A 22,100-nucleotide genomic window follows, 5' to 3' on the forward strand; every position below is an offset into this window, starting at 1 on the left:
CAGGGACCGGCGCTTAACCCCTGGGGTGAATACTTAGCGTCTGCAAATTGTATTGAGCGAAGTTTTCAAACACCCTTGCAAAAGACCTCGGGCAGAACGCTCAGCGGCGCAGCAGCTGCCAGCTGGCGATGCCGGCCATGGTCATCAGCAGCGAGCCGCTGACATGCACGGCGATGACGGTCAGCGCCGGCATCAGCTGTCCCTGGCGCAGCAGATCCACCACCTCCGCGGAGAAAGTGGAAAACGTGGTGAGGCCGCCGCAGAAACCGGTGATGATCAACAGCCGCCACAGCGGCGATAGACTGGACAGCTCGGCGAAGAAGGCCACGGCCAGGCCTATGATGTAGCCGCCCAGAAGATTGGCGGCCAGCGTGCCCAGCGGCAGGGCGGGGAGCAGGCTGTTTAGGCGCAGCCCCAGAAACCAGCGCAGCAGGGCGCCGCTGGCGGCGCCGACGCCTATGGCCAGGATGGATTTCCACATGATGGTTACGCGGGAAGCGGCAAACAAAGCGCATTCTGCATGCCCGGCCCCGCGTCGTACAGTCCCGAGGCTTCACAAAATTTCGGCGATGGCGCGGGCGGCGCGCTTGGCGTCCAGGAAGATCAGGCCCAGTTTGGCCTCTTTGCGGGCGATGACGGCCAGCACCGCGTCGCGGCTGGCGTGACTCATCAGGATGTAGCCGTTGTCGCCCTTGACCATGACTTGCTCCAGCTCGCCGCGCGCCAGTTCGCGCGCGGTGCGCTCGCCCAGCGACAGCATGGCCGCGGCCATGGCGCCCACGCGGTCTTCGTCCACTTCCTGCGGCAGCAAGGACGCCATGGTCAGACCGTCGGCCGAGATGATGGCCGAGGCTTCGATGTCGGCGGTCGCGCCGTTCAGGTCCTTCAGTATCGATTTAAGCATTTGTTCACGCATGGGTAATCTCCGGAAAGTCAGGCGTAGCGCCGGGCCAGCAGCTCCACCAGCGTCACGAAGTGCTGGTCTTGCAGGCGCGGCGCGCCGCCTATGGTCAGGACAAACGATTGCTGGCCGATGTGCAGCGGATAGAAGGCGAGTTCACTGATGCCGGCCGGGTCGGCCACCGCCCAGGCCGAGCTGGCCAATTGCAGGTGCTGCCGCAGCAGCAGGGCGTGGCGGCGGCTCAGGCTGACAATGTCGCCGGCCAGCGCGGCCACTTCCTCCGCCGTTTCGTGGTGAAAGCCGGCCGCGGCGTAATAAAGGCCGTTATCGTCCGCCAGCATGGCCTTGCCGCAATCGGACAGAGCGGCGAGCACTGGCGGCAGCTGGCTTTCCAGATTGCCGCCCAAGGGCGGGCGCGGCGTTTCCGTGCCGTGGACGAAATCCAGCCGCTGTAGTCGGTACAGGGCGTCCAGCGCCGATTCGGCGTCGCCGTCGCACCATTCGGCCAACAGCTCGCGCGTCAGCGGCACGGTGTGGCCCAGGCGCAGTATCTGCGACAGCAGGCGGCGCGGCAGGGTGGCCTCCTGGCTGGCCACGGCGAAATAGGCCCCGGCCGGCGTGGCCATGGGATAGAGCTGGTCCTTCAGTTTCAATACGCCATCCATCTCAAGCCTCCAGCCCCGGATCCCGCGAATACAGCAAGGCCAGCACCAACTGCTTGATGTCCTCGCGGCGGCGGCAGTCCACTTCGAATACCGGCGGCCGCAAGCCGCAGCGCGCCAGCAGCAGCGCGTAGGACTCGGCGTCCGGTTTCGGCCGCAGGTCCGTCTTGCTGAGGCCCACCACCAGCGGCGCCCGCAGCAGCAGGGGCTGGAAGGCGTTCAGAAAGAATTGCAAGTCTTTGGCCGGTTGGGGCCGGGTGTTGTCCAGCAGCAGCGCCAGGCCGATGCCGCCGCGGCTGACGATGTCCCACATGAAGTCGAAGCGCTCCTGGCCGGGGGTGCCGTATAAATGCACTTTGCAGCCCTGCTCCAGCCGCAGCAGGCCGTAATCCAGCGCGACGGTGGTTTCCGCCTTGCGCCGCAGCGTCATGTCGGATGCCGCGGCGTCGGTGCGCACCGGTTCGATGTCGCTGATGGCGGCGATGGCGGTGGTTTTGCCGGCCCCCACCGGGCCGGCGAAGATGATCTTGTTGTCGTGGCTGGGCATGCGTGCTCGTTCCGATGGTTCACAGGCCGTTGATCTTGCGCAGCAGGCGCGATAGCAATCCGCCGCGCGCGCTAGGAGGCGGGGCTGCCGCGACGGGCGGCGCGCCGCGTATGGGCGGCGTGGAGATGACGTTAAGCATGGTGCCAGCGCCTATGTCCAGCGCGCCGATGCTGTGGGCTGCGGCTAGGAAGTCGAACAGGTTGGCCGGAGCGACGTGCAGCAGGCGGGCGACGATGCGCAGATTGACCGGCGCGCGCGCCAGCAGCGCGCAGACGCGGTGAGCGTCGGGTATGGGCGCCAGCCGCGTGAGATTGGGCCAATGCCGCAGGCGCAGCGGCGTGTCGGCCTGGATGGCGCAGAGCAGGCGGCCGCGGGCGGTCCAGATGGCCCACTGCCACAGCAGCGGTTTTAAGGGATGGGGGGAGGCGTTGGCAAGCCGCTCGGTCTCGGGCCAGTCGCCAGGCTGGACCATGGCCTCGCCGCGGCACAATTCGCGCAGGCGGGCCTCCTCGCACAGCAGATAGGCCTGGCCGCGGCTGCCGGCGATGGCTGCGATGGGGGCGCCGTCCGCCAGAATGGCCGCGTCCCGCGCCTGGCGCTGCATCAGGCAGGCCAGGCCCAGCAGGCCGCGCTCTGGGTCGAAACGCTCTATCCGGGCGGGGGCCGTGCGCGCCGGGGCGGGCGAGGCGACTTGCCGGGGCGGCGGCGTCCACTTGTCCGGTTCGGGCGGCGGCGCGTGGCGCAGTTCGCTGAGCAGGGGGAACAGCTCTTCGATGCGCAACGGCTTGCCCAGCACGGGCGCCGGGGCGTCTGTCGGCGGGCTGACGGTGACGATGGCTGCCGGCAGGGCGGGATGGTCCCGGCGGAAGCGTTGCCAAAGCGGCCAACCTTCGCCGTCTATGTCCACCAAGGCCATCTCAGGCGTCAGCTCCGGCGCGTCGACGGCCAGGCGGTAGCGCCGCGCCGCATGCATTTTGAACGCCAGCCGCAGCAGCGCGAGCTTGCGCGTGTCCATGCCCGCGGTCAGCACGCAAACCTCGGTTGCGGGCAAGAGCAGGCGGGAGGCGTCAAGCGGCAAGTCCACGCTGCCGCCGTCCCTGCATGGTTTGGACAAAGGCGCTCAAGGTCAGCGTGACTTCGTCGGGCGGCTGCCGGCCGTCTTCCTTCAGCCTGCGCAGCAGCCAGGTGAAGCGGGGCAGATCGTCCTGCCGCTCGTACAACTGCAGCAGCGGCGGGTACAGGGCGGCGTCGTCCGGCCGGGCCTGTATGGCTTGCTCCAGCACTCTGGAGGCCTGGTCCACCTGGCCGTACTCCAGGTAGCGTTCGGCCTCGCTCAGCGGATCGACAGTCTCGCCCTCTGTCGGCGCGGCGCACTTTTCTACCAGTTGCCGCCGGGGACGGGGCGCGATGGCGGCGCTTTGGCTGTAGCCGGCCTGGCGGCCGATGCGCTCCAGTTCGGGCCGATCCGGCCGCGCCGCCAATTGTTTCAGCACCGGATGGCTGCCCAGCACCAGTCCGGCGTGGACCAATTGCTCCTTCAGCCGCGCGCCGTAGGGGCCTAGCGTGAGGTGGAAATGCCAGAGCGAGCGGCAGTAGTCGTCCAGATCGTGTTGCTGGTAGTGCACGTATAGCGCGTCCAGCCGGTGTGACAGCGAACCGGGGCGCAGTTGCAGAATGCCCTCCAGCACGGGCAGCGCGTGGCGGAAGTCTTGGCAGGACAGCAGGATGCGCGCCTGGCGCTCGTTTGGCAGCAAACTGGAGACCACCTCGCGCTCCATGCCGCTCAGCGCCGACAATGGCCGGAAGCCTGCGATCAGCGAGACCGGCGTCAGCGGCGCGCCTTGGCCGTCCGGGGCCGGAACGGATTCCGATGCGGCGGCCGCATCGACGGGCGGCGGCGGGGCGTCTTCTGCGTCACGGCCCAGCGCGGCGGCGATGTCCTGCATCTCCATGCCCAGCCGCTGCTCGGCCAGCAGGCGCAGCGGCAGATTGTTGAAGTCGCGCCGCAGTCCCAGCAGCACGGCCTCGGTCAATTGCGCGTGGTCCAGCAGCGCCTGGTCGTGCAGGCTGGCGATGTTGGCGGCGTAGTCGTGTATCTGTCCCAGTTGCAGATGCAGCTCGGCCAGCCGCTGCAGATGCTTTCTGGAGTGGCCGGCGTAGCGCTCCACGTAGGCGCGCAAGGCCTGGGCGGCGTTTTCCGGCTGCTTGAACTGGATGAAAATCTCCACCTCGGTCAGCGCGTCCACCGCGCTGACTTCGTAATCGAGGATTTCGCCCAGCCCAGCGGCGAGCGGCGGTTCCTCCGCTGGCGGGACGGGGATGGGCGCGCATGTGTCGGCGCGTCGGCGCAGGCGGGACAGCAGAGCCAGGCCTAGCGCCAGCGCGGCGCTAAGCGCAGCCAGCGCCAGCCAGCCGTCGCGGGCGTGCGGGAAGACCAAGTCCGTCCAGGAAGAGGCATTCATGGCAGCGGCAGATGTTGTTGCCGCAGCTCGTAGTCTTGGCTGCCGAGCAGGTCGGTGCCGCATTCCAGCCGTTCGAACCAATCCAGGAAACGGCCCACCATCTCCTTGCCCTGGTAGGAGCCGCCGTGCTGCGGCACCAGCCATTCCACGTCCAGCCGGCGCACCATCTGGGCCCATAGCCGGCAAACCTTGTTATTGCTCATATAGCGGCGGTGGAAGCCTTCCATATGGCTGTCGCGCAGGTGGCGTTCGAAGTCTCGCACTGGCAGGCCGGCTTCCTTGCCGTCCATCAGCGAGGCGCCGATGTCGCCGGAGAACAGGATTTTGCTGATGGGGTCGTAAATCTGGAAGAAGCCTACGGTGTGCAGATAATGCGCCGGCACGATGCGCAGCTCGCAGCCGCCCAGATTCAGCAGCATGCCAGGCGGCGGGATGGAGATCAGTCGGCCGTCGGTGGCGCCGCGCACGCAGAAGTGGGGCAGGAAGCGCGCCCATTCCTCGGCGATGATGATCTTGGCGTCGGTGATCAGCAGCCAGCCATTGGCGGAAGCGACGATGTCCGGGTCCTGGTGCGAGGCGAAGATGTAGCGGGTGCGCGAAGGCAGGAAGTAAGCGGCCATCTCCGCCAGCAGGTGTTTGTAGGTCAGATTGCCGCCTGGGTCTAGCAGGATGCCTTCGCCCTGGTCGATGATCGCGAACTGGTTGGACTGGATGCCGTCGCCCTGCACCAGTTCGGTGAAGGCGATACATTTGTGGTTGCCGTCGTCGTAAAGCACCTGCGCCATGAGGAGTTCTCGCCAGCGTAATGGATATTTCGCGCGTGAGGCGCGTGACGATGGAATGCTAAAGGCGGGGCAGGAGTGGGGCGTTGATTGAAATCAATATGTCATAAAATTTGCCGAGCGAAAAAAAAGAGCCCCAGGGGGCTCTGAATTGCACCTTCGCTCAGGTGACCGGATCGCCTGCCGCTTGGCGGCGCAGCCATCCGATCGCGTCCGGCTCGCTGGCTCCATGGAGTCGGCGAACTGACAAGCGCAGTATGTCGGTATGCTGAGATGGGAAGTAGCGTGATTTCTGATGGCTTGTGTGACGGCATGTAATGAAAAGGCTGATGTCTTAACACTTTGGAAAAACTATTGGCGAAAGCGCCTGGAACGAGCGATGACCGCGGGTTTTGCGTTTATCATGACAATTTTTGCGCCAAGGGAGTGACGGAGTTGACTACGCAGTTTCCGGTGATCGATCGCCGCGCCATCGCCATGCGCTGGGGCGATATGGATGCGGTGGGGCATTTGAACAATACCTATTATTTTCGTTATCTGGAGCAGGTGCGGGTCGAGTGGCTGCAGTCGCTGGGCTACGGCATAGACCCGGACGCGGTGGGGCCGGTGCTGGCCAGCACCAGTTGCACCTACCGCAAGCAGCTGACCTATCCGGCGACGGTGGAAATCACCGTGGAGCTGGAAAAGCTGGGGCGCAGCAGCCTGAAGCTGCGCCACCATTTCTACAAGCAGGGCGATCCGGACACGGTGTATGCCAGCGCCGACGTCACCTTGGTGTGGGTGGACTACAAGGCGGAAAAATCCGTGCCGATTCCGGACCCGATACGCGAGGCCATCCTGAAGGGGGCGCCGGCCGCCTGAGTCAGAAGGCGGCCAGGTCCAGCTTGCGCCGCATCAGGTCGCGCAGCAGGAAGCGGCTGGGATGGACGGCCTGCATCAGGTCCATCGGCAGCGGCGCCGGCTCGCCCTCCAGCAGGGCGGCCAGAATTTCGCCGGACAGCGGCGCGGTGATCATGCCGCGCGAGCCGTGCGCCGCGTTGACGTACAGATTCTCCATCCAGGGACAGTCCGCCTCGGGACGCAGCGTGGCGTCGCGCGCCAGCTCGCGGTAGGCGGCGACGAAGTCCCGTTTGGCGGCCACCGGGCCGATCAGCGGCAGGTAGTCCGGGCTGGTGCAGCGGAAGGCCGCGCGGCCGCCGACGATGCTCGGCGCGGCGCCCAGCGACTGCCGCAGCGCCGGCGCCAGGCCGGCCAGCATGGCCAGATTTTCTTCATGTTCTTCGTCCCGGGTCGCCAGGTCGTCGGCGTCGAACTTGAAGGTGGCGCCCAGGCAGTGCCGGCCCTGGCGCGCCGGCGAGACATACCCTTCGCCGCACAGCACGGTGCGCAGCGCGCCGCTGCCCTCGCTGGCGGCCACCTCCGTGACCTGGCCGCGGATTTTCTTGAGCGGCAGATGGCTGGTGGCGTCGAACTGGGCAGTTTCCGCCGCGGCGGCCAGCACCACGACCGAGGCCATGGCCAAGGGGCCGCTTTCGTCGCTGGCCAGCCAGCAGCGCTCCGACGGGTTGTAGTCCAGCTCCAGCACGGTATGGCTGGCGCGGACTTGGATATTGGGGTGGTCCGCCAGTCGGCGCACCAGGGCCGGCGGGTGCACCCAGCCGCCTTGCGGGAAGAACAGCCCGCCGCTGGGCAGGGGCAGGCCGGCGCGCTGCGATGCCTCTTCCCGTTCCAGGCGGATCATCGTTTCCTCGGGCAAGCCCAGGGCGGCCAGTTCGCGCTGCTTGGCGTCTTCCTTCTCGTCATAGGCCAGCTGCAGCACGCCGCAGCGCTGCCAGTCCTCGCCGTCCGCTGGCAGCAATCCATCCAATGCTCGCAAGCTGTAGCTGTAGCCAGCCAGCACCAGTTGGGTCAGCGGCGTCATATGCGGCGACAGCTTGGCGTACAGCACGCCCTGCGGATTGCCGGAAGCGGCGGCGGCGAGCTGGGGCAGCCGCTCTATCAGGGTGACTTGCCAGCCGCGCTGCGCCAGGCTGCGCGCGGAGGCCGCGCCGGCAGCGCCGCCGCCCACCACGATGGCGCTGCGTTCGCGCCAGCTCCGCGGCGGACGGGCATACCAGGGCGGCTGCCAGTCGTCGCGAGGCGGTTCGGCGATCCAGCCGTGGCTGATGTGGCGTTTTTGGCCGTGGCCGGGCGCTTTCTTCACCTCGAAGCCGGCCTCGGCCAGACCGCGCCTCACCACGCCGGCGCTGGTGAAGGTGGAAAAGCTGGCGCCGGGGGCGGACAGCCTGGCCATCTGCCGGAACAGGGCGGGTTGCCACATGTCCGGATTTTTGGCTGGGGCGAAGCCATCCAGGAACCAGGCGTCGATGCGGGCGTCCAGCCGCGGCAGCGCCTCCAGCGCGTCGCCCACCATCAGCGTCAGCGTTACCCGTCCTTCCGCCAGCACGAAGCGGTGCCAGCCCGGCGTCAGGACATCGTACTGCGCCAGCAGCTGGGCCGCCCAGGTGTCCAGTTCCGGCCACAGCGCCAGCGCTTGGGCGAGGTCGCGCGGCGACAGCGGGTATTTCTCCGCGCTGACGAAGTGCAGCCGGGCTTCGGCCGGCGCGTGCGCTGCGAAGCATTGCCAGGCGCACAGGAAGTTCAGGCCGGTGCCGAAGCCGGTTTCGGCGATGGCGAAACCATCGCCAGGCCCTAGCGCGGCGAAGCGCGCTTCCAGCTGATTGTGTTTGAGAAACACGTGCCGGGTTTCATCCAGGCCGGAGTCGCGCGAGAAATACACGTCGCCGAAGGCGAGGGAGTACGGTTGGCCGTCTTGCCAGTCCAGTTGGGCAGGGCCGGCCGCGCCGGCGTGGGGTGTGCTTGTCATCGGTTGCCGCCCCGCGGGGCGGAATAGAATGGATTCGGGGCGGATTGTCGCATGGCCAATACACTGCCGCCAGTCCGAGCGGGGCGGGATGGCGCGGCGAAAATAATCGTATGCCGTTGAATTGTCAGGATGCGGCTAAGCAGCATCGCGCGGATGAAATTCATTTAGTCGCGTCGGCGGCGTTTCTAACGCGGAAGCTTGTAATAAGATGAAGCCAGGGCGGCCCGGCGGAGGGCGTCCGCACAACGACAGCCAGCCCCGGCCAGCAACAGGGGCGGCGCAGTGGATGACTCCCGGCCTGCGCGGCCGGCGGGGTCGGGGAGCGGTGATGAAGCGAGCAATGAGCATTGGCGGCCGTCTGGTGCTGACCCAGACGCTGCTGATGGTGGTGGTGGCCTGCGCCATCATGTATCCCTTGTATCTGTTCAGCCAGAAGATGCTGCTGGAGCGCACGCGAAAGGTGCAGAGCCAGTTGTTGGCGCAATCGCTGAACATGGTGGACGGCTTCAACGAATCATTGAAGATATCCACGCGCCAATTCGAAAAAGTCTTTCTGGCAGAGTTTCCATCCGGCTTCAGCCTGAAGCCGGAGCAGAAGGTCAACGTGGCCGGCGCGGCGACGCCGACGCTGCTCATGGGCAATGTCGCGCTCAATGGCAACAACCAGATGGTGGATCACTTTTCCACGGTCAGCGGCAACGTCGCCTCCATCTATGTGCGGGACGGCGACGACTTTGTCCGCATCGCCACCACGCTGTTGATGGAAAACGGCAATCGCGCGATGGGCAGCAAGCTGGAGCATGCCAATGCGGCCTATGACAAGCTGAAGTCCGGCGACAGCTACATCGGCCTGGCCAATTTATACGGCAAGGACTACATCACCAGCTATAGCCCGATCAAGAACGGCGAAGGCAAGGTGATAGGCGCCACCTTCGTCGGCGTCGGCGCCACCGAGGGCATCGCCAGCCTGCTGGTGCGGCTGGGCAAGGTGAAGCTGGAGGAGAGCGGCCACATCGATGTGATCGACATCAATCCAGCCTCGCCCAATTACGGCCGCTACCTACTGCATCCCAAGCTCAACGGTCGTTCCGTCGACAAATCGGTGGATGCGGCTGGCCAGCCTTATTTGCGCGACATCCTGAAATCGAGCGAAGGCAGCTTCACCGCGCGATTGCCGGCGGAAAAGGGCAGCGCCGCTCATACCTTATCCTATGCCGCGTTCGGTCCCTGGAACTGGCTGCTGGTCAGCGACGAGACCGAGTCCGAGCTGCAGCGCGAAAACCGCATGCTGACCGTTTGGCTGGCCGTCGGCTGCGGCGTGCTGCTGCTGGTGCTGGCGCTGGGCTCCTGGTTGGTGACGCGCGTGCTGGTGACGCGGCCGGTGCGCCGGCTGGTGGGCGAAGTGGCGTTCATTCAGGACAACCATGATCTGCAGCGCCGTTTGAACATGGGGCGGCGCGATGAAATGGGCGAGATGGCGAGCGCGCTGAACAGCTTGCTGGACAGCTTCCAGCAAGCGCTGAACCGAACTGGCCAGCATGCGGAAAACCTGGACCAGGCCGCGCAGGACCTGTCGCAGAAGGCCAGCGCGGCGGCGGCCTCGTCTGGCGAGCAGCGCAACAGCGCCCAGCAGATGGCGCAGAACGCCGACTTGCTGATCGCCGGCGTGCAGCAGATCGAGCAGGTGGCGGCCCAGGCCAGCGAGGTGGCCCAGGCTTCCAGCGAAGCGGCGCAGAACGGCAGCGCCAGCCTGGTGGCGGCGGTGGACGAGGTCAACCGCATCTCGGCCACCCTGGACAACGCGGCGGACAGCCTGCAGGCGCTGGAGAACAACGCGCGCCAGATCAGCGACATCGTCAATGTGATTCACGACATCGCCGACCAGACCAATCTGCTGGCGCTGAATGCGGCCATCGAGGCGGCGCGCGCCGGCGAGATGGGCCGCGGCTTCGCCGTGGTGGCGGACGAGGTGCGCAAACTGGCCGAACGCACCAGCCAGTCCACGCGCCAGATAGGCGAAATGATTGCGGCCATGCAGCAGGCGACGGCGCAGGCAGTGCAGGCGATGCGGCAGTCGGTCAGCTGCGCCTCCGAAGGCGCGGCCATCACCGCCAGCGCGCGCCAGGCCATGGCCTCCATCGTCGCAGATGCCGAACGCTCGATGGCGGTGGTGTCGGCTATCAATCAGGAACTGGCGGCGCAGCGGCAGACGGTGGCGGATATAACCGAGCAGATCTCCCAGGTGGCCGGTCTGGCGGAAACCAATAACGAGGCTGCCGAACGCTCCGCCGATACCGCCGGCGAAATGGCGCGGCTGGCGGATTCCCTTAAACAGGAAGTGAACGTGTTCCATACCTGACGCGGTCTGGCGCGAATGTCGATGGCGCGCTCTTGAAATGGTTATCTCTGTCCCCCAAATGAAGAGCATCGACAAGTTTTCAGGGAGGCGCAGACCATGCGATTCGACAAGCTGACCACCAAGTTCCAGCAGGCGCTGGGGGATGCCCAGAGCCTGGCTGTAGCCAATGACAACCCATACATCGAGCCGCAGCACCTGCTGCTGGCCATGCTGGACGACGCCGAGGCCGGCGTGGGCGGCCTGCTGGCGCGCGCCGGCGTCAACGTGCCGGCGCTGAAGGCCAGCTTGAAGCAGGCCCTGGAGCGTTTGCCGCGCGTGCAAGGCTACGGCGGCGAGATCACCGTGTCGCGCGATCTGGCCAATCTGCTCAATGTCACCGACAAGATCGCGATGAAGCTGGGCGACGAATTCATCGCCAGCGAGCTGTTCCTGTCCTCGCTGAGCCAGGACAAGGGCGAGACCGGCCGCTTGCTGAAGGAGCACGGCGGCAGCCACGCGTCCATACAGGCGGCGATAGACGCGGTGCGCGGCGGCGAGAACGTCAGCAGCGCGGATGCCGAAGACCAGCGCGAGGCGCTGAAGAAATACACCATGGACCTGACCGAGCGCGCGCGTCAGGGCAAGCTTGATCCGGTCATCGGCCGCGACGACGAAATCCGCCGCGCCATCCAGGTGCTGCAGCGCCGCACCAAGAACAACCCGGTGCTGATAGGCGAGCCGGGCGTGGGCAAGACGGCCATCGTCGAGGGGCTGGCGCAGCGCATCGTCAACGGCGAAGTGCCGGAAAGTCTGAAGAACAAGCGCCTGTTGGTGCTGGACTTGGCGGCCTTGATCGCCGGAGCCAAGTTCCGCGGCGAGTTCGAAGAGCGGCTGAAGGCGGTGCTGAACGATCTGGCCAAAGACGACGGCCAGACCCTGATCTTCATCGACGAAATCCATACCCTGGTGGGCGCGGGCAAGGCCGAAGGCGCGATGGATGCCGGCAATATGCTGAAGCCGGCGCTGGCGCGCGGCGAGCTGCACTGCATCGGCGCCACCACGCTGGACGAATACCGCAAGTACATCGAGAAGGACGCTGCGCTGGAGCGCCGCTTCCAGAAAGTGCTGGTGGGCGAGCCGTCGGTGGAAGACACCATCGCCATCCTGCGCGGCTTGCAGGAAAAATACGAAATCCACCACGGCGTGGACATTACCGACCCGGCCATCGTCGCCGCGGCGGAATTGAGCCAGCGCTACATCACCGACCGCTTCCTGCCGGACAAAGCCATAGACCTGATTGACGAGGCGGCGTCCAAGATCAAGATGGAGCTGGATTCCAAGCCGGAAGCGATGGACAAGCTGGATCGCCGTTTGATCCAGCTGAAGATAGAGCGCGAGGCGGTGAGGAAGGAAAGCGACGAGGCCAGTCAGAAGCGGCTGAGGCTGATCGAGGATGAGATCGCCGAGTTGTCGCGCGAATATGCCGATCTGGATGAGATCTGGAAAGCTGAGAAGGCCGCCCAGCAAGGCACCCAGAGCATCAAGGAGGAAATCGAGCGCCTCAAGGTGGACATGGAGGAGCTCAAGCGCAAGGGCGACTGGCAGAAGCTGGCGGAACTGCAGTACGGCAAGCTGCCGCAGCTGGAAGCGCGGCTGAAGGAAGCCGAGGCTGCGGGCGACAAGGGCGAGGCCCAGCCCAACCGCCTGCTGCGCACCCAGGTGGGCGCCGAGGAAATCGCCGAGGTGATCAGCCGCGCCACCGGCATCCCGGTGTCCAAGATGCTGACCGGCGAGCGCGAAAAGCTGTTGAGGATGGAGGAGGTGCTGCACCAGCGCGTGGTGGGACAGGACGAGGCGGTGACCGCGGTGGCCGACGCCATCCGCCGCTCGCGCTCCGGCTTGGCCGATCCGAACAAGCCGTATGGATCGTTCTTGTTCCTGGGGCCGACCGGCGTCGGCAAGACCGAGCTGTGCAAGACTCTGGCCAGCTTCCTGTTCGACAGCGAGGAGCATCTGATCCGCATCGACATGTCCGAGTACATGGAGAAGCATTCCGTAGCGCGCTTGATCGGCGCGCCTCCGGGCTATGTAGGCTACGAGGAAGGCGGCTACCTGACCGAGCAAGTGCGCCGCAAGCCGTACAGCGTAATCCTGCTGGACGAGGTGGAGAAGGCGCATCCGGACGTGTTCAATGTGTTGCTGCAGGTGTTGGACGACGGCCGGCTGACCGACGGCCAGGGCCGCACCGTGGACTTCAAGAACACGGTGATCGTGATGACGTCCAATATCGGCAGCCAGCAGATCCAGGCGATGGCGACGGACGATTATCAGGTGATCAAGCTTGCCGTGATGGCGGAGGTGAAGAGCCAGTTCCGGCCGGAATTCATCAACCGCATCGACGAGGTGGTGGTGTTCCACGGGCTGGATGAAAAACACATCCAGTCCATCGCCCGCATCCAGCTGAAGAGCCTGGAAAGCCGGCTGGCCAAGTTGGACCTGAATCTGCAGATCAGCGACGAAGCGCTGGCGCTGCTGTCCGAGGCGGGTTTCGATCCGGTGTACGGCGCGCGGCCGCTGAAGCGCGCGATCCAGGCCGAGCTGGAAAACCCGTTGGCCAAGGCTATCCTGGCCGGCCAGTACCCGCCCAAGTCCACGGTGATGGTGGAGGCGCGCAACGAGCGGCTAGTGTTCGACTGAGCCGACGCTCGCTGGGCGTCAAAGACACGGCCGCTTCATCGGAAGCGGCCGTTTTTCATGCGCGGGCCAAGGCCAAGTTCAGTCGGCCGCGGCCGGATGCAGGTAGCAACCGGGCAAATGGTCGTTGACCAGGCCGCAGGCCTGCAGATAGGCGTAGATCACTGTGCTGCCGACGAAGTTCATGCCGGCTTTCTTCAATTCCTTGCTGATGCGGTCGGACAGCTCGGTGCTGGCCGGCACGCGCGCGTCATCACGCTGCCGCACGATGGGCTGGCCATCCACATGCGCCCACAGCCAGTCGGCGAAGTTGCCGTGCTCGCGTTGCATTTGCAGAAACACCTTGGCATTGCGGATGGCGCTGTGGATTTTCAGCCGGTTGCGCACGATGCCGGGATCGCCCATCAGGCGCGCCACGTCCGCGTCTCCCATCGCCGCCACTTTTTCCGGATCAAAGCCGTGGAAGGCCGCGCGGTAGCCCTCGCGTTTTCTCAGTATGGTGATCCAGGACAGCCCGGCCTGGGCGCCTTCCAGCACCAGCATCTCGAACAGCTTGCGGTCGTCGCGTTCCGGGCGGCCCCATTCCTCATCGTGGTAGGCGACATACAGCGGATCGTCGCCGCACCACGGACAGCGTTTGGCTTCACTCATGCGGTGTGCAGCAGGATGTCGATCTTCAGGCCAGTCTTCTGGATGCCTATCCGCGAAGACAAGCTGACGACCAGGGGATTGCACAGGTTAGCCTGCAGCTGCCCAAGCGCGGGATGGACATCGCGCTCCAGATCCAGCGGGCGATACAGCATCAACAAAATGGCGGCGTCCTGTGGGTCCTGCAATTGCAGGGTCGCGACTTCCTCCTCGTTCAACTCTATCTCGAAGCGCACGCCCAGGCGATCGGGCAGGGCCAGGCTGAAAGTGATGCCGGGATCGTCCAGCGATTGCAGCCAGAACATATTGGGCTGCGGATGGGTCGCATCGTGAAACAGTTTGAAGTGTGTGCAATTTTCCAGTGCGGGTATCCCTTGCGGAAAGGTGATGACGGTGCTCTCGTCCACTTCTACGGCGCCGAGCTGGTTGGAGTCGAAACGCATGGTGGTCTCCTGGCGGAATCAGATTGTCATGATAGCTCAGCGCGCGGCCGGGCGGGAGGAGGCTTGTGCTGCGCGGCATGTCGACCTATACATGGTATTGCGTGGCGGATTTACGCCGATGTCTTAGCGGCGCGCCGCCTGGATATGGCCGCGCTCGCGGCGGAGCCGGTTTGGCATAGCCTGGAAAGGGGCGGTCGGCATGGAGCTGAAACCCAAGCGGTTCCTGATACTGGACGATCAGTTGGTGCTGCGCAAGCTGATCTCGCGTCAGGCAAGCTTTTTCAGCCGCTTCGCGGTCGAAATCGATGAATTCAGCGATCCGGCTGAGGCGCTTCGCAGCATCGCGGAGGGCGGCTACCACTTGGTGATAACCGATATCGGCATGCCCGGCATGAACGGCATCGATTTCATCAAAAACGTGGCCCGTCTCGGCTACCAGTCCGCCTTGCTCATCATTTCCGGCTACGATGGCAAAACCCTGCAGACCATCGCCGATATGTCATCGGCCCTGGGCATAGCCTGCACCCGTTTCCTGGCCAAGCCATACTCCGCCGACGCTTTCGTCGGCATGCTCAACAGCATATTCAATGAACTGGAACGAGCCGCGCAGCCGGACCCGACGGATATCGAGCGCCTGCTGAGCCGCTTGGGCAATGACAACTACCGCTTGGAATTTACCCCCGTCGTGACGCTGGCGGATCGACGGCTTTGCGGTTTTCACCTAGCCGCTCTGGTTCTGGAGGACGACAGGCGTTATCCAATGGAGCACCTGCTGAGACTGCTGGCCGGCCGGCGCATGGCGTCGGCGGTGGCGCTGGAGACGCTGGTGGAGAGGATTGCAAGGCTGCTGCTGGAAGTGTCCAGGCAAACGGCGTTCGACGAGTGTCCCGTCAGCGTGCGGATAGACGAAGCCTGTTTGAGCGCTGACAACGTGTTCGATCATTGCTATTCGCTGCTGCAGCAATGTGGCGTTCTGCCGCGGCGCATCGGTTTCGAGCTGGCCGATGGATTGAGACGGGGCGCCGATGCCGTGTGTTTCGAAAATATCGCCAAGATCCGCTATCTGGGGTTTCACCTGCAGGCGGGCGATTTCGGCCAGGGTTCGCTTGCGGTCAGCAATCTGTTCAAGTTTCCATTCGATCAGCTCAATGTGCCGCTGGAAACCTTGCGCTGGATGAGAGTCTTGCAAGGAGAGGACGCTGGCGCGCTGCGCTTGCTGCGCTACTTCGGCTTGCCGCAGACCGCGGTATGCGCCGGCCGCATCGATGACGACGATGCCTTGACGCTGGCTCAGGCCATGGGCTGCGTCAGCGGCACGGGAGATGTGCTGGGTTTGGCTGTGCCTGAGGGAGAACTGGTCGAGGTGGCGCGGGAGCATTGGGGAAGTAAGTCCGCATCGGACGGCGGCGCATCCGCCATTTGAGGAGACACGATGATTTCGGTCGATTTGGTCCGTCTGCGCATCTTGATCGTCGACGACCAGACGCTGGTGCGCACGCTGATTTCCCAGGCTTTGCAAAGCATGGGCATACGTCAGGAACATATCTTCCAGGCGGCGGATGGCACCGCCGCGATGCGGCTGTTGGACATCCGCATGGTGGACATCATGCTGTGCGACGTGCAGATGCAACCGATGAACGGCATGGATTTGCTCAAGGAATTGCGTTGCGGCCATACCGCCAATGTGTCCAATTTGCCGTTTGTCTTTCTGTCCGGGCACGCGGACAGGAGCAATGTGGTGCTGGCCAGTCAGTTGCATGCCGACGGCTTCGTGGTCAAGCCGCCCAAGCCGGCGGATGTGGAAAAAGCGATTCAGACGGCGATGCAGCGTGTCCGGCCGGAGATTGATCCATTCAGCTATTACCACGTTGCTACGGGCACTGAATATGACAAGAAAGTGTTCGGTCGTCTGTTTGAGTCCAGGGCGCCGGTGGCGCAGGACGAGCCGGAGGAATGCTGCCTGTCTTTGGACCAAATCAAGCCGGGTTCGCGCTTGACGCGCGATTTGCGCAGCAAGGCCGGTCACTTGCTATTGCCGCGCGGCGCCACTATTTCGGCCAATCAGCTGACGGTATTGAAAGATTACAGCGAGCGCTATGGCGTTGCGCAGATCTTCGTGCTGGAAAGTCCCGAGTCCACGGTGAATCCGGTCGCGAGAAACTAGTCATGACGCACACCAGGCCGCGGCACAGTCAGGCGATTGCGATAGGACGCACTGTGCTGGCCATCGTATTGCTGCTGGGCATCCTGCAAGTCGGCGTCATGCTGCAATTGCAAGCGAGCGCCTGGGGGCAGTTTCAGCAAGCCAGCCGCTTGGGGGATTGGAGCCGGGACGCGGATTTGCTTTACCGTTTCGGCGAGGCTCAGCAGGCCGAGAGCGGATTGTTGCGCATGATGTTGCTTGGCGGCGCGCCCAGCGCGGAGCAGCAGGGCCATCTCGATCAATTGGCCAAGCAAGTAGACGATGATTATTTCGCCTTGGCCGCCTCGCTGCACAGGCGGCAGGATGGGCAGCTTGAGGAAAAGCTGATTCATCTGCAGCAATCGCTGCGGCAATTCCAGCAGTTGCGCGCGCGGGCCGATGAAATCTGGCGCGCGCGCGCCGGTCCCAACGTAGCCTTGACCACCAGCCTCTATGAACAAACTCGGGAGGTGCAGGAGCAGGTTCAACGTTTGCTGAGCGACGCCGTGGTGTCCATGGCGGCCAGCGGCGATCCCGACATCAACAATCTGGCCTGGTTGCAGCAGGATTTGTGGATGTCGGAATATTGGCTGAGCTCCTGCGCGCAGGCGCTGTCGCTGCGCGCGTCGCTGTCCCGCAGGCTGGACCGGCATGTCGAAGAGGACTTGGCGCGCAAACTGGCGGCCGGCATGTTGACGCTGGCCAAGCTGAGGCCCAGGGTGGACAGCGTGCGGGACCCCAGGTTGTCCGGGCTGTTCGCGAAGCTGGTTGTGCTTGCCGGCAAGCAGCAATTGCTGGCGCAACTGCAATTGGAGCAACTGGATGGGAAGCTGCAATTTGCTCAGGCCACTGATTTCCAAGCCAACCAGGTCCAGCTGTCGGAAGCGTTCAGCCAGGCGCTGGACTCGGTGTCCGATCATGCGGCCGCTGCCGTGAGGAGCAGCCGCGACGACGCCAGGCGGGCGCTGGTGAAGGAGGGGTTGTTCGGTCTGGCGGAGATCGTGTTGCTGGCCTTCCTGTTGTACGTGATGGTGCGCAAGGTAATCAAGCCGCTGGAGTTTCTGCAGCGCATGCTCGATGTGTCGGGCGACGCCATGTTAGTGATAGATTCGCGCGGCGTCATCAAAATGGCGAACGAGGGCGCTGGGCGGATGTTCGGCTATGCCATGAGCGCCTTGCTGGGCATGCCGGCCAGGCAGCTGTTCGTGATGAATGACGAACTGCATGCGGTTTTGGCCGCGCTGGAAATCCAGGAAGGGCGATCCATGCCAGTGGAAGGCATGGGTGGCGGCGGCGAGCATTTTCATGCCTTGTTGACCATAAACCGTTATATGGAGAGCAACGGCAGCCCTCTGCACATTCTGATTGTGCGGGACGAACACAAGCGCCGCCTGGCCGAGGCTTCGCTGGAGCGCAGCGTGGCCTTGCTGTCGGTGATCTCGGAGATCGAAGCGCTGTTGTTGTCGCGCTCTGCGCGCGAAGCGGTCTTCAGCCGGCTGCATGACACCTTCCTGGAGTTCACGAGTTCGGAGCGCTGCGTGTTGGTGGCGTGGTCGACCATGGAGGGCAGCGACGAGTCCCTGCGGCTGCAGGCCGGCGAATGGCCGGACTTCCTGCCGCAAATCCAGCAGTTGTCCATGGCGGATGCGCCCTTACCGGCCCTGTTCCGCAGCCTGTCCGCCCAGCCCTCTTGGGTGTCGCTGCCAGTGATGCTGGCCGGCGAGGTGGCCGCTGGCGTTTGCCTGCTGCGGCCCACCTTGTCGCAACTGGGCATCAGCATCCTGCCTTTGCTGGGCGCTTACGCCAACATCCTGGGGTTTTACGCCGAAGAGGACAGACGCAAGCTGTCCGAGGCGCAGCTGCGCGCGGTGCTGCAGGAAGAGGAGGCGGTGTATTCGGCGTCGCCGGTGGGTTTGCTGCGCTTGAACGAGCATTTCCAAATCACGCGGGCGAACCTGACGGCCGAGGGCATTTTCGATGTCGGCGACGAATACGGCTTGTCCGGCATGCATTTGATGGAACTGCTGGCGTCCGAGCACGGCTGGTACGAACTGGCCGAACAGATGTCCAAGATGCAGCAGGAGAACGCGCGCATCCATTGCGAGCTGGAGTGCCTGACCGGCACCGGCAGGCCGATCTGGGTGTTGTTCGAAGGGCAGCTGCTGTTTCCGGACGCGTCGGAGTCCGTCATCATCCTGGCCTGTCTCGACATCACCGAGCGCAAGATGGCTGAATTCGAGCTGCGCATGGCGCGCGACCAGGCCAATGCGGCCAACCGCGCCAAGAGCGCCTTCCTCGCCACGATGAGCCACGAGATACGCACGCCGATGAACGGCGTGCTGGGCATGCTGGAACTGCTGGCCATGACGCGGCTGGACGCGGAGCAGCGCGATACGGTGTCAACCATACAGGACTCCGCCAACACGTTGTTGCGGCTGATCGACGACATCCTGGATTTCTCGAAGATAGAGGCGGACCGCATGGAAATCGTGCCGGCCCGCACCGCGGTGCGGCCGTTCATGGACAGCGTGCGCAGCCTGTATCAGGAAAACGCCAACAAGAAGGGTCTGGCCCTGACGCTGGCGCTGGACGAGAGGCTGGCGCCTACCCTGGTGATGGACCCGCTGCGCGTCAGGCAGATTCTGCAAAACTTCATCAGCAACGCGATCAAGTTCACCTCCAGCGGACGGGTGGAGATCCGGGTCAAGGTGATGGACACCGTCTCCAACTATCAAGTGCTGTCGTTCGAGATTGAAGATACTGGCATAGGCATGTCGCAGGAGCAGTTGAGCAAGCTGTTTCAGCCGTTTACCCAGGCGGACTCCGAAACCACGCGCCGCTTTGGCGGCACCGGACTGGGCCTGGCCATCTGCAGGAGGCTGGCCGGCCTGATGGGCGGCCATGTGGAAATGGAGAGCGAGCCGGGCAAGGGCAGCTGCGCCCGTTTGTTGCTGGAGCTGGAGTGGCTGGCCGAGCAGGTGGAGCCGGTGGTGCTGCCGGAACAGCGCGTGCCGAAGGAACTGACGCAGGCGTCCGCTCAGGGCGATGCCGCGGACGGGGCGCGCATGGGTTTTCCCATCCTGTTCGCCGAGGATAATCCCACTAATCGCAAGCTGACGCTGAAACAGCTGGAGAAGCTCGGTTATCCGGCGGATTGGGCGGAGGATGGCGACAGAGCCTTCAGCAAGTGGCTGGCCGGCCGCTATTCCTTGATTCTGACCGATTGCCACATGCCAGGCATAGACGGCTATCAGTTGGCCCGGCTGGTGCGCGCGCATGAGGCTTCGCATCCCGAGCGCGGCCGCACGCCCATCGTCGCCTGCACCGCCAATGCGGCCAAGGAGGAGGTGGATAAAACGCGGGAAGCCGGCATGGATGATTTCCTGACCAAGCCCTTGTCCATCCATGCGTTGGAGGCTGCCTTGCGCAAGTGGATGGCGTCTGCGAACGCGGAGTCGCCGGCTATTCTCGCTGCGCCCGCAGAGGAGGCAGCGCCTATGGAGAAGGCGGTGGAGGAGAGTGGCCAAGCGCTCATGCCCATAGATCGCAGCGTGCTGGAGGTGTACAGCAATGGCGAGCTCAGCGTGGAGCTGGAGATCCTCCGCGAATTCCAGACTGGCAACGTCGAGGACGTGGCGAGCTTGCACGAGGCGCTGCAGGCGGGCGATCCGGAGAAAGTGGGCTTCGCAGCCCATCGCATCAAGGGCGCCAGCCGCATGGTGGGCGCCAACGATATGGGCGCCGCCGCAGAGGCGGTAGAGAAGGCAGGCAAGGCGCAGGACATAGAGGCGGCGCGAAGGGCCATGCCGATGCTCGAGGAGCAACTGACACGCTTCGACGGCTGGCTGGCCGTCCAGACCGAGGCCATCGTCTGAGCCGCGCTTGGCCTGGCGCAGCGGGGCGCATAAAATCCGCTGCATGACGCATTTTTCCGATACTCGATCGCTTTATTCTCGGCTGGAGCAGGCGCTGCTGTGCCGCGAGGTCGAGGGCAAGCTGCGGCTGACAGAGCGCTTGCGCCGGGACTGGCGAGCCGGCGCGCTGGCGCGGCTTGACGCTCCCGCGGCGTACCCGCTGGCTGAAGCGGGGAGGCCGGAGAGGCCTGAACTGGTTCATCCCGCCAGGGTGCCGCGGCGCAGCCTGTCCTCGCGGCAAGGACATGGTGCCTTATTGCACGCCATCGCCCACATCGAATTCAATGCCGTCAATCTGGCCTTGGACGCCGCCTGGCGTTTTCGCGAGCTGCCGGACGCTTTCGTCGACGACTGGCTCCGAGTGGCGGCGGAGGAGGCCGGTCATTTCCGTTTGTTGCAGGCGCGCTTGGCGGATTTGGATTTCCGCTACGGCGATTTTCCTGCGCATGACGGGCTGTGGGCGATGACTCGCAAGACCGACCAAGACCCGCTGGCGCGCATGGCGCTGGTGCCGCGCGTGCTGGAGGCCCGCGGTCTGGATGTTACGCCCGGGATACAGCGGCGGTTGGCCGCCATCGGCGACGCGGTCAGCGTCGCGGCGCTGGACATCATTCTGCGCGATGAGGTCGGACATGTGCGGATAGGCAATCATTGGTTTTGCGAATTGTGCCGCCAGCGCGGGCTGGAACCTCAAGCGACCTTCCGCCGTCTATTGGAAGAACACGCGATGCAACTGCATCGCGGCGACTATAATCTGCCCGCGCGCGAAGCCGCGGGCTTCTTCGACGACGAACTGGCGGCCTTGGCACGGCTGAGCGAGCCGCCCGTCGACGCCTGATTTTCCCTATCTGGATCTCGCAGTCATGAAAAATCTGATCACGCGCATGCGGAGCAACCGCAAATTCGCCATCTTTGTCCTGGTCGCCTCCACCGTGCTGTTCAGCGCGGCATCGGCGCTGTGGCAGGCCGGCGAGGCGGGCAGCTTGCTGTTGAAACTGTTGTGCCCGCTGGTCCTGCTGTTGGCCATGGCTGGACAGCTGCTGGCCTTGATGACCTTATTGCAAAAACCACGAAAATAAAACGGCTTTTAAAAACAGCGATTTAAAGTTGCGTTTCCGCTGCGGGCGGGCTTGACGCTGAATGTCCGGCCGCGCATAATCGCGGCCGAATATCACCCAAACAGGCTCCGCCATGCCGTGGAGCCTGTCGTTTTTTGCACTTGCGGAGTGTCTGCATCATGGAGCACCGGGTATTCCTGCGCCAGCTGGAAGCCAATGCGCTGCCTGCATCGGATTTCAATCATCAAGCCCATCTGTACGCAGCCTGGGGCTACCGGCGGGACTATCCGGCTCCGGAGGCCGCTGCTCGTTGCGCGCACACGCTGTCGCGTTTCGCCATGGCGAATGGCGAAGCGGCCAAGTACAACCACACGCTGACGATGGCGCTTCTGGCCATCGCTTACAGCCGGGTGGCATCCAATCCGGTGCTGGCGGATGACTGGCAGGCCTTCCTGAATAATTGCCGGGACCTGGCGCAGGATGCGCGTGCTGTGCTGGAACAGCATTATTCGTCCGAGCGCCTGTCAGCCGACTCCGCCCGCAAGGCCTTCGTCAAGCCGGACCGCAAGCCTTTGCCGGTTTCCTGCCTGCTCAACTGAACAC

19 protein-coding genes are annotated in these 22,100 nt (G+C 64.4%); 9 read left to right on the forward strand and 10 right to left on the reverse strand.

The features are described from left to right. Nucleotides 1–100: 100 nt before the first annotated feature. The 7 genes from crcB to C2I19_RS12270 form a co-directional block, all read right to left on the reverse strand. On the reverse strand, nucleotides 101–481 hold the full coding sequence (crcB, locus tag C2I19_RS12240) for a fluoride efflux transporter CrcB (RefSeq protein WP_103902975.1): 381 nt from the start codon (nucleotides 479–481) through the stop codon (nucleotides 101–103). A gap of 72 nt (nucleotides 482–553) precedes the next feature. Next, entirely contained in the window at nucleotides 554–916 is a 363-nt protein-coding gene (locus tag C2I19_RS12245) for a roadblock/LC7 domain-containing protein (protein ID WP_103902976.1), read from the reverse strand. A 17-nt stretch (nucleotides 917–933) separates the two neighbouring features. Further along, entirely contained in the window at nucleotides 934–1,566 is a 633-nt protein-coding gene (locus C2I19_RS12250) for a hypothetical protein (protein ID WP_103902977.1), read from the reverse strand. A gap of 1 nt (nucleotide 1,567) precedes the next feature. After that, nucleotides 1,568–2,110 carry a GTP-binding protein gene (locus C2I19_RS12255; protein WP_103902978.1) on the reverse strand — a complete coding sequence of 181 codons (543 nt, stop codon included), beginning with the start codon at nucleotides 2,108–2,110 and terminating at the stop codon, nucleotides 1,568–1,570. Between the two features lie 19 nt (nucleotides 2,111–2,129). Next, the gene (locus tag C2I19_RS12260; protein ID WP_103902979.1) at nucleotides 2,130–3,194 is read right to left on the reverse strand and encodes a hypothetical protein; all 1,065 of its coding nucleotides are present in this window, start codon (nucleotides 3,192–3,194) and stop codon (nucleotides 2,130–2,132) included. Further along, the gene (locus tag C2I19_RS12265; RefSeq protein ID WP_103902980.1) at nucleotides 3,178–4,572 is read right to left on the reverse strand and encodes a type IV pilus assembly protein FimV; all 1,395 of its coding nucleotides are present in this window, start codon (nucleotides 4,570–4,572) and stop codon (nucleotides 3,178–3,180) included. Before C2I19_RS12265 ends, C2I19_RS12260 begins: the two co-directional genes overlap by 17 nt. Continuing rightward, the gene (locus tag C2I19_RS12270; RefSeq protein ID WP_103902981.1) at nucleotides 4,569–5,357 is read right to left on the reverse strand and encodes an oxygen-binding di-iron domain-containing protein; all 789 of its coding nucleotides are present in this window, start codon (nucleotides 5,355–5,357) and stop codon (nucleotides 4,569–4,571) included. The genes C2I19_RS12265 and C2I19_RS12270 overlap by 4 nt, the downstream gene beginning before the upstream one ends. A 423-nt stretch (nucleotides 5,358–5,780) precedes the next feature. Here C2I19_RS12270 and C2I19_RS12275 point away from each other — a divergent pair, with 423 nt between their 5' ends. Further along, nucleotides 5,781–6,215: an acyl-CoA thioesterase gene (locus C2I19_RS12275; RefSeq protein ID WP_233201178.1), complete on the forward strand. Its 435-nt coding sequence runs from the start codon at nucleotides 5,781–5,783 to the stop codon at nucleotides 6,213–6,215. A 1-nt stretch (nucleotide 6,216) separates the two neighbouring features. Here C2I19_RS12275 and mnmC read toward each other — a convergent pair whose 3' ends face one another. Next, on the reverse strand, nucleotides 6,217–8,220 hold the full coding sequence (mnmC, locus tag C2I19_RS12280; RefSeq protein WP_103902982.1) for a bifunctional tRNA (5-methylaminomethyl-2-thiouridine)(34)-methyltransferase MnmC2/FAD-dependent 5-carboxymethylaminomethyl-2-thiouridine(34) oxidoreductase MnmC1: 2,004 nt from the start codon (nucleotides 8,218–8,220) through the stop codon (nucleotides 6,217–6,219). Between the two features lie 328 nt (nucleotides 8,221–8,548). Here mnmC and C2I19_RS12285 point away from each other — a divergent pair, with 328 nt between their 5' ends. Together C2I19_RS12285 and clpB are read left to right on the forward strand one after the other, a co-directional pair. After that, the gene (locus C2I19_RS12285) at nucleotides 8,549–10,579 is read left to right on the forward strand and encodes a methyl-accepting chemotaxis protein (RefSeq protein ID WP_158253703.1); all 2,031 of its coding nucleotides are present in this window, start codon (nucleotides 8,549–8,551) and stop codon (nucleotides 10,577–10,579) included. A 96-nt stretch (nucleotides 10,580–10,675) separates the two neighbouring features. Continuing rightward, nucleotides 10,676–13,255, forward strand: coding sequence for an ATP-dependent chaperone ClpB (gene clpB / locus C2I19_RS12290; protein WP_103902984.1), 2,580 nt, complete (start codon nucleotides 10,676–10,678; stop codon nucleotides 13,253–13,255). A 78-nt stretch (nucleotides 13,256–13,333) separates the two neighbouring features. On the opposite strand, the gene C2I19_RS12295 is transcribed toward clpB, so the two are convergent. Both C2I19_RS12295 and fliW read right to left on the reverse strand, forming a co-directional pair. Then, nucleotides 13,334–13,903 (reverse strand): DNA-3-methyladenine glycosylase I, encoded by a 570-nt coding sequence (locus tag C2I19_RS12295; protein WP_103902985.1) that lies wholly within the window; start codon nucleotides 13,901–13,903, stop codon nucleotides 13,334–13,336. Further along, nucleotides 13,900–14,343 carry a flagellar assembly protein FliW gene (gene fliW / locus C2I19_RS12300; protein ID WP_103902986.1) on the reverse strand — a complete coding sequence of 148 codons (444 nt, stop codon included), beginning with the start codon at nucleotides 14,341–14,343 and terminating at the stop codon, nucleotides 13,900–13,902. Before fliW ends, C2I19_RS12295 begins: the two co-directional genes overlap by 4 nt. 199 nt (nucleotides 14,344–14,542) lie before the next feature. On the opposite strand from fliW, the gene C2I19_RS12305 reads away from it, so the two are divergent. The 6 genes from C2I19_RS12305 (at nucleotide 14,543) to C2I19_RS12330 (ending at nucleotide 22,096) form a co-directional block, all read left to right on the forward strand. Beyond that, nucleotides 14,543–15,766 (forward strand): EAL domain-containing response regulator, encoded by a 1,224-nt coding sequence (locus C2I19_RS12305; RefSeq protein ID WP_103902987.1) that lies wholly within the window; start codon nucleotides 14,543–14,545, stop codon nucleotides 15,764–15,766. A 9-nt stretch (nucleotides 15,767–15,775) separates the two neighbouring features. Beyond that, nucleotides 15,776–16,507, forward strand: a complete 732-nt coding sequence (locus C2I19_RS12310) for a response regulator (protein WP_199181162.1) — start codon at nucleotides 15,776–15,778, stop codon at nucleotides 16,505–16,507. A gap of 2 nt (nucleotides 16,508–16,509) precedes the next feature. After that, on the forward strand, nucleotides 16,510–20,400 hold the full coding sequence (locus C2I19_RS12315; protein WP_103902988.1) for an ATP-binding protein: 3,891 nt from the start codon (nucleotides 16,510–16,512) through the stop codon (nucleotides 20,398–20,400). 43 nt (nucleotides 20,401–20,443) lie between these two features. Further along, the gene (locus tag C2I19_RS12320) at nucleotides 20,444–21,277 is read left to right on the forward strand and encodes a ferritin-like domain-containing protein (protein ID WP_103903015.1); all 834 of its coding nucleotides are present in this window, start codon (nucleotides 20,444–20,446) and stop codon (nucleotides 21,275–21,277) included. Nucleotides 21,278–21,302: 25 nt separating this feature from the next. Then, on the forward strand, nucleotides 21,303–21,518 hold the full coding sequence (locus C2I19_RS12325; protein ID WP_103902989.1) for a hypothetical protein: 216 nt from the start codon (nucleotides 21,303–21,305) through the stop codon (nucleotides 21,516–21,518). A 158-nt stretch (nucleotides 21,519–21,676) separates the two neighbouring features. Beyond that, entirely contained in the window at nucleotides 21,677–22,096 is a 420-nt protein-coding gene (locus C2I19_RS12330; RefSeq protein WP_103902990.1) for a hypothetical protein, read from the forward strand. Nucleotides 22,097–22,100 lie beyond the last annotated feature (4 nt).

The organism is Chromobacterium alticapitis (assembly GCF_002924365.1).
Lineage (GTDB): Bacteria > Pseudomonadota > Gammaproteobacteria > Burkholderiales > Chromobacteriaceae > Chromobacterium > Chromobacterium alticapitis.